Here is a 5214-nt window from a genome sequence, read left to right on the forward strand (position 1 = left end):
CCTAGTGCGCGGTAAAGCCCGGATAGCCACTTGCGGCGACTTCGTCGCACTTTTGCCGATAGTTGCCTGCGCCCCCGGTGTAGGCGAGTACTCGGCGTGGTTTGCCTTCAACGTTCGACCCCAAGTACCAGGAATTCGTCTTGGCGATCAGCATTGCGTTGGCGAGCTCGTCGTGATGCGCCACCCATTGATCTTCCAACTCTTTGGAGGGTTCGATCACCTTCAAATTGTTGTCCCGGAGATAGCTAATGCATCCAGTTATCCACTCGACCTGCTGCTGCAAGCAGGTTGTCGCGTTGCAAAGCGCGGCCACCGGGGCAAGCGGCACTGCGGTCATGAAGAGATTGGGATAGCCGTGCACCTGCAACCCCATGGTGGTCCGGATGTCTCGACCCCAATCCTCCTTCAGGGATCGTCCATCGCGGCCGCGGATGTCGATGCGGGTCAAAGCCCCCGTTGCTGCATCGAAGCCCGTTGCCAAGATGATGACGTCGAGCGGGTGAACTGTGCCGTCCACCGTCTGGATCCCTTCGGTCGTGATGCGCTCGATAGGGTTGGTCTTGACGCTGACAACTTCCACATTGACTCGATGGAACGCCTCGAGAAAATTCTGCTCCAAGGGCACCCGATGAGTGCCGAATCCGTAATCGCTCGGGATCAGCAGGTCATAAAGTTTTGGATCTCTGAGCCGCTCGCGCATTTTCGCGCGCACGAATTCGGAGATCTCCGCGTTCACCGCCTCATCGAAGAACAGCTCGGCGAAGGACGATATCCACAACTTCACGGAACCGTCGTTCCAGCAGTCTTCAATCACCCTGCGGCGTTGTTGCGGTGGCAGACCGGCCCAGGCGTACTCGACGTCATGTTCGAAGCCCGTGAACGTGTGCGGCAGTCGCTCGGTAAGGGTTTTGAACCTTGACTTGTAGGCCTCGACGTCCCCGGCAGTGTACTTGGAATTCTTCATAGGTATGATGTATTGCGGCGTGCGGACGAATACTTTGAGATGGCCAACCTTTTCCGCGATCGTCTGGATCACCTGGATCCCCGTTGGTCCGTTACCAACCACGCCGACGAGCTTCTCATCAAGATCGACCGGTTGCTGCGGCCATCGCGCCGTATGAAACACCTGCCCCTTGAACGCCTCCTGCCCCGGAAAGGACACATGGGGTGCCGAAAGCACACCGCAACAGGTGACGACAAACTGGGTATCGATCACATTACCTTTGTCGGTCACGACCACCCATCGCTCCGTCGCTTCATTAAAATGCGCACTCTGGACCGTCGTGCCGAACTGAATGTCCTTGCGCAGGTCAAGCTGATCCGCCACGTAATTCAGCCAGCGTTCGATTTCGGGCTGGCTCGGAAATCTTTCGCTCCAGCTCCATCGTTTGTAGAGGTCTTCGGAGAAAGGTACTGGTACTGGTAGCCTTCTGAATCGACACGCGCACCAGGATAACGGTTCCAATACCAAGTGCCACCGACACCCGAGGCAGCGTCGATCGCCCTGACGTTCAGCCCGAGCTCTCGTAGCCGGTACAGCTGGTAAAGACCGGCGATGCCTGCTCCGACGACCACGGCATCGAATTTCGTTGTCGCACGCCCGCCACTACGACAATTGTCCTTGTTCGGCATCTTGGTCATTTCTCCTCCCTTCTGTTTTTGACGACCTGCGAGGAGAACAGCAAGTATCGTACCAATGAGGGGAGGGGGCGCAAGAAGTCCGCAGTCCTAAGCGAGATGAAGCCGCCAAAGAATGGCTGTGAGCAGCGCCCCACGCGGTACTCTGACGTGTTCGGTGATCCCGTCGTCGCCACTGCGATCCTCGACCGGCTCCTGCACCACAGCCACATGCTGACAGTGAAGCCCTATATCAATTCGAATAAGAACGAGGTGATCGACGCGGCTGCGATCGCCGAGGCCGTCACGCGGCCGACCATGCGCTTTGTTGAGATCAAGACGGAGACGCAGGCGGATCTGCAAGCGCTTCACCGTATCCGCGACCGCATGGTAACCGGGCGAACCCGACTGATCTGCCAGATGCGGGCGCTGTGTATCGAGTTCGGCGTCGCAATCCATCAGGGTGTGGGTCAGTTCAAGGCCGACATGCCGCGAGTACTAGCCAGCGAGGAAAACGACCTGACGCCGATGATGCGCCGGCTGCTGGGAGACCGGCTCGGCGCCTGGATCGACACCTTGCAGAAGCGCATGCACATCAACAAAGTCACGGTGGCATTGGCGGCAAAGGTCCGCGCGCGTCGCATGGGTGATTCTCAATCGGCCGGGAGCAACCTACGAACGCCGTGCCCCCACGGTGGCATAGAGTTCCGACTGCGAGGCTCGAGGAAACGATGACGAGAACGTTGATCGGCGCACTGTAAGCCTTCCTGCCGAAAGCGTGCTCCAGCACGACGAAGCTATCCAGGAACAGCGCGCGCGTATCTCATCTTGGCCTGGCTGCAACCGCAGGAAAAGCCTTGCACGGACGGAGTGGACCATACATTTCGGCGGATCACGTCCTGCAGCATCTCCTTGTCGAGCGGCAGATCCGCCACCAGCTTCTTCAGCTTGCTGTTCTCTTCCTCGAGCTGCTTCAACCGTCGCATCTCGGTCGGCAGCAATCCGTCGTACTTCTTCTTCCAGTTGAAATAGGTCCGCCTGGCTGATCCCGGCCTTGCGGCAGATCTCCGCCACCGCAACGCCCTCGTTGCCCTGCTTCAGGATGAACGCCTTCTGGCCGTCCGAAAACCTCGAGGCCTTCATCGTCTTCACTCCTCCATTCGATGCGAAAACTCTAGCCAAAACTCGTCCAGTTTGCCGGCCTCAGATCATCACGCGCACAGGTCTTGAACCTCGTCAAGTTCTCAGCCGATCTAATGACCATTATGGACAAGTACCCCACGGCGTTGGCGCCAGAGTTTGAGCCGAGTGGTGCGGTCAAAACACCATTCGATGAATGGTGGGCTCCGGGTTCAATCATCATTTCCTAGTGTGCCGGAGGAAGTCGCGCGCGAGTGGCTGCATCGGCATTGGAAGTATTCGCCGCATGGGTACCTGGTATCGCGGAATTACAGCTTCGAGCTGAAGCGCTGGCCAGACCTGGATGTTGTGGAGCGATTTCAAAGCCAACAATGCCGGCGCGTTCCGTAAAGGTGAAGAGCTGATCGATCTCCAGCCTGGCTGGATGCCCTGGGTACCAAAGTACATGTTGGCAAGACAACGACACGCAAGTCGGAAAGTAGACAAAGCCGTCACAACTACGCTGCAGATTGCAGGGGTTTTGTTTTGGCACAAAGAATGCAGCTCTTCGGGCATAGCCCAGGCCGCCCTCTCTTGGGTATGGTTATCATCGCAAGTTGAAGCTTTGGTTGGCCAGCGGAGTTAGCGGCGCGTGACTTGAGGCGCGGGACGGCGTCCGCTCGGCCGACACCGACGGGCGTTAGGTCACCACGCGTATCGCGGCATTTCCCCCGGGCTCCTAGTTGATGAACATGAAGGGAACACGGACGACGAGAAGGCGCGAAGGCTTCGGAAAATGAACGCAGAGAACGACTTCGCGGCGCGGCTCATTGATGCCGGGCGCCTTGCAACGATAGCCCGCACATGCGGCCTTAGAGCTGACGTCTCCCACTACGTTAACGAGGCACTCAGGGAGCCTTGGCAAACTCAGTCTCCTGAAAAGGCAAGAAAGATCGCCGAGCGCTGGTTCTTTTGGGACGCGGAGGGGAAGCCGTGGCCGTGCATGCCCCCGTTGGATAACGTGGTCCAGTTCCATCGCACGCGCCGGCCCAACACAGATATCGATGGCGAGCAGCCGGCAACACCATTGCAGTCAATCCGGGATTGGTTCGAACGACAGGATGAAGAGGCGCGAACTGAGATTCCGGCATGGCGGCGCTTCTGGTGTTCAAAGGTCATGATCTTCTCGACTTTGGCAGCCAAGCGTGGTGGGAATATCTTCGGCAGTGGCTGAGCGAGACGAAATTATCAAACCAGACGATCGTTGGCCGCGCATTGACGTTCCGGAGCTGTTTGAGTATTTCGCGGAGTGCAGGTTCACTGAATCGGGGTGGGCCCGGTCCGAAAAGGTCGCCTTAGCGTTGTTGAAGATGCCAAGAATGCCCCCGATTCCGATGCCTCGCACCGATTCCGCAGAAAATGCTTGATACGTTGCCCGCGCGTATGGCGTGTCACCAAACCAATGCGCCACCAATGGGTACAGGAAGCCTTATCCAGATGTCTCGCTAATCTAGCGAACTCCCAGTTGAAGACGAGATGAATGAACTGGTGAGCGCAGGCCGACCCGAACTGGTGACCAAGCGAACGACTTGCCTACGGTTGAGTCGCACGCGAGCGTTACGCCGCTTTGGTGGCGGCGAATATTCACAACGGGAATGTTCGCCGCCGCATTGTCGCGTACCGCTACCTGTCGCCATTGAGGAGTGCCTTAAGTCCGCGCGGGCGAACGGCGTCAGGCCGCATCCTCCGCAACTTCCATGGCCCGCAAGTTCATAAGGGGAACGAAGTTCCATTGCTGTGCGGGCGAGCCGTTGAACTTGAACAGCCAAACCGAGTTGCCGTCACTCGTGCCACGAGTCTTATTATCGATGCACAGGCTATTGTCCGGGAGACTAAGGATGAAGCCGGGGTTCATGAGAACTTCCCACCGCTGACTTTGGATGACTGGGTTATGCACTTTGAGCGAGAGGAGAGCATCCGGCGCGACGCGATCGGTGCCGACCGTGAGATTGCCCCGCCCGAGTTCAGTGTAATTGCTCCAGTATCGAAATTGAGGTCCCCGAGAACGCAATGGAGGGGCGTGTCTTTTTTCCGCAGCACGACCGCCGCACCGTCTTGCTGATCCTTCACGCCGAGCACGACGTTTCGGTCTTGTTTGTACTCGATAAGGTACAGACCCATGTTTGCCTCCTGTTGGTTTGGCAAGTTTGCGAAGGCAAGTCCTGTCCAACGCGTAGAGGGGGCTGGGCGTTTGACCTTTCGTTCCGATCTGAGCAAATGACGTGCCACCACGGCTGCGTCGTGCCCTGGGAAGACCGCTAGTCGAGCAACGCTTGCGTTGTTCTCGAGCACGGCATTCAAGACCACGTACTTTGGTAACCTTGCATTTTAAATGGCCGCCGCGAGTGCAGGTTCAATAGATAGCTCCTCGACAACGGCACACACAAGCACGCCATCGCGGCTGCATCTCAGCCCTTG

The 5214-nt window shown here is 57.8% G+C and carries 3 protein-coding genes and 4 pseudogenes; 3 read left to right on the top strand and 4 right to left on the bottom strand.

Annotated elements, in window-relative coordinates; genetic code table 11:
• Window position 1 precedes the first annotated feature (1 nt).
• Window positions 2-1641: pseudogene (locus tag ALC15_RS40700) on the bottom strand (flavin-containing monooxygenase).
• A gap of 96 nt (window positions 1642-1737) precedes the next feature.
• Between ALC15_RS40700 and ALC15_RS48115 the strand changes: the two are divergent.
• Together ALC15_RS48115 and ALC15_RS48120 are read left to right on the top strand one after the other, a co-directional pair.
• Window positions 1738-1824, top strand: a pseudogene (locus ALC15_RS48115) (hypothetical protein); the annotation flags it as partial.
• 39 nt (window positions 1825-1863) lie between these two features.
• Window positions 1864-2002 (top strand): annotated as a pseudogene (locus ALC15_RS48120) (IS110 family transposase); the annotation flags it as partial.
• A gap of 499 nt (window positions 2003-2501) precedes the next feature.
• On the opposite strand, the pseudogene ALC15_RS40710 reads toward ALC15_RS48120, so the two are convergent.
• Window positions 2502-2760, bottom strand: a pseudogene (locus ALC15_RS40710) (transposase); the annotation flags it as partial.
• A gap of 772 nt (window positions 2761-3532) precedes the next feature.
• Here ALC15_RS40710 and ALC15_RS40715 point away from each other — a divergent pair.
• Entirely contained in the window at window positions 3533-3970 is a 438-nt protein-coding gene (locus ALC15_RS40715; RefSeq protein WP_050632123.1) for a hypothetical protein, read from the top strand.
• Window positions 3971-4468: 498 nt separating this feature from the next.
• On the opposite strand, the gene ALC15_RS45320 is transcribed toward ALC15_RS40715, so the two are convergent.
• Window positions 4469-4651 carry a hypothetical protein gene (locus ALC15_RS45320; RefSeq protein ID WP_198400367.1) on the bottom strand — a complete coding sequence of 61 codons (183 nt, stop codon included), beginning with the start codon at window positions 4649-4651 and terminating at the stop codon, window positions 4469-4471.
• A complete protein-coding gene (locus ALC15_RS45325; RefSeq protein WP_198400368.1) occupies window positions 4648-4917 on the bottom strand; it encodes a hypothetical protein in 270 nt (89 codons plus the stop codon). The genes ALC15_RS45320 and ALC15_RS45325 overlap by 4 nt, the downstream gene beginning before the upstream one ends.
• Window positions 4918-5214 lie beyond the last annotated feature (297 nt).

This window comes from Bradyrhizobium viridifuturi, from assembly GCF_001238275.1.
Lineage (GTDB): Bacteria > Pseudomonadota > Alphaproteobacteria > Rhizobiales > Xanthobacteraceae > Bradyrhizobium > Bradyrhizobium viridifuturi.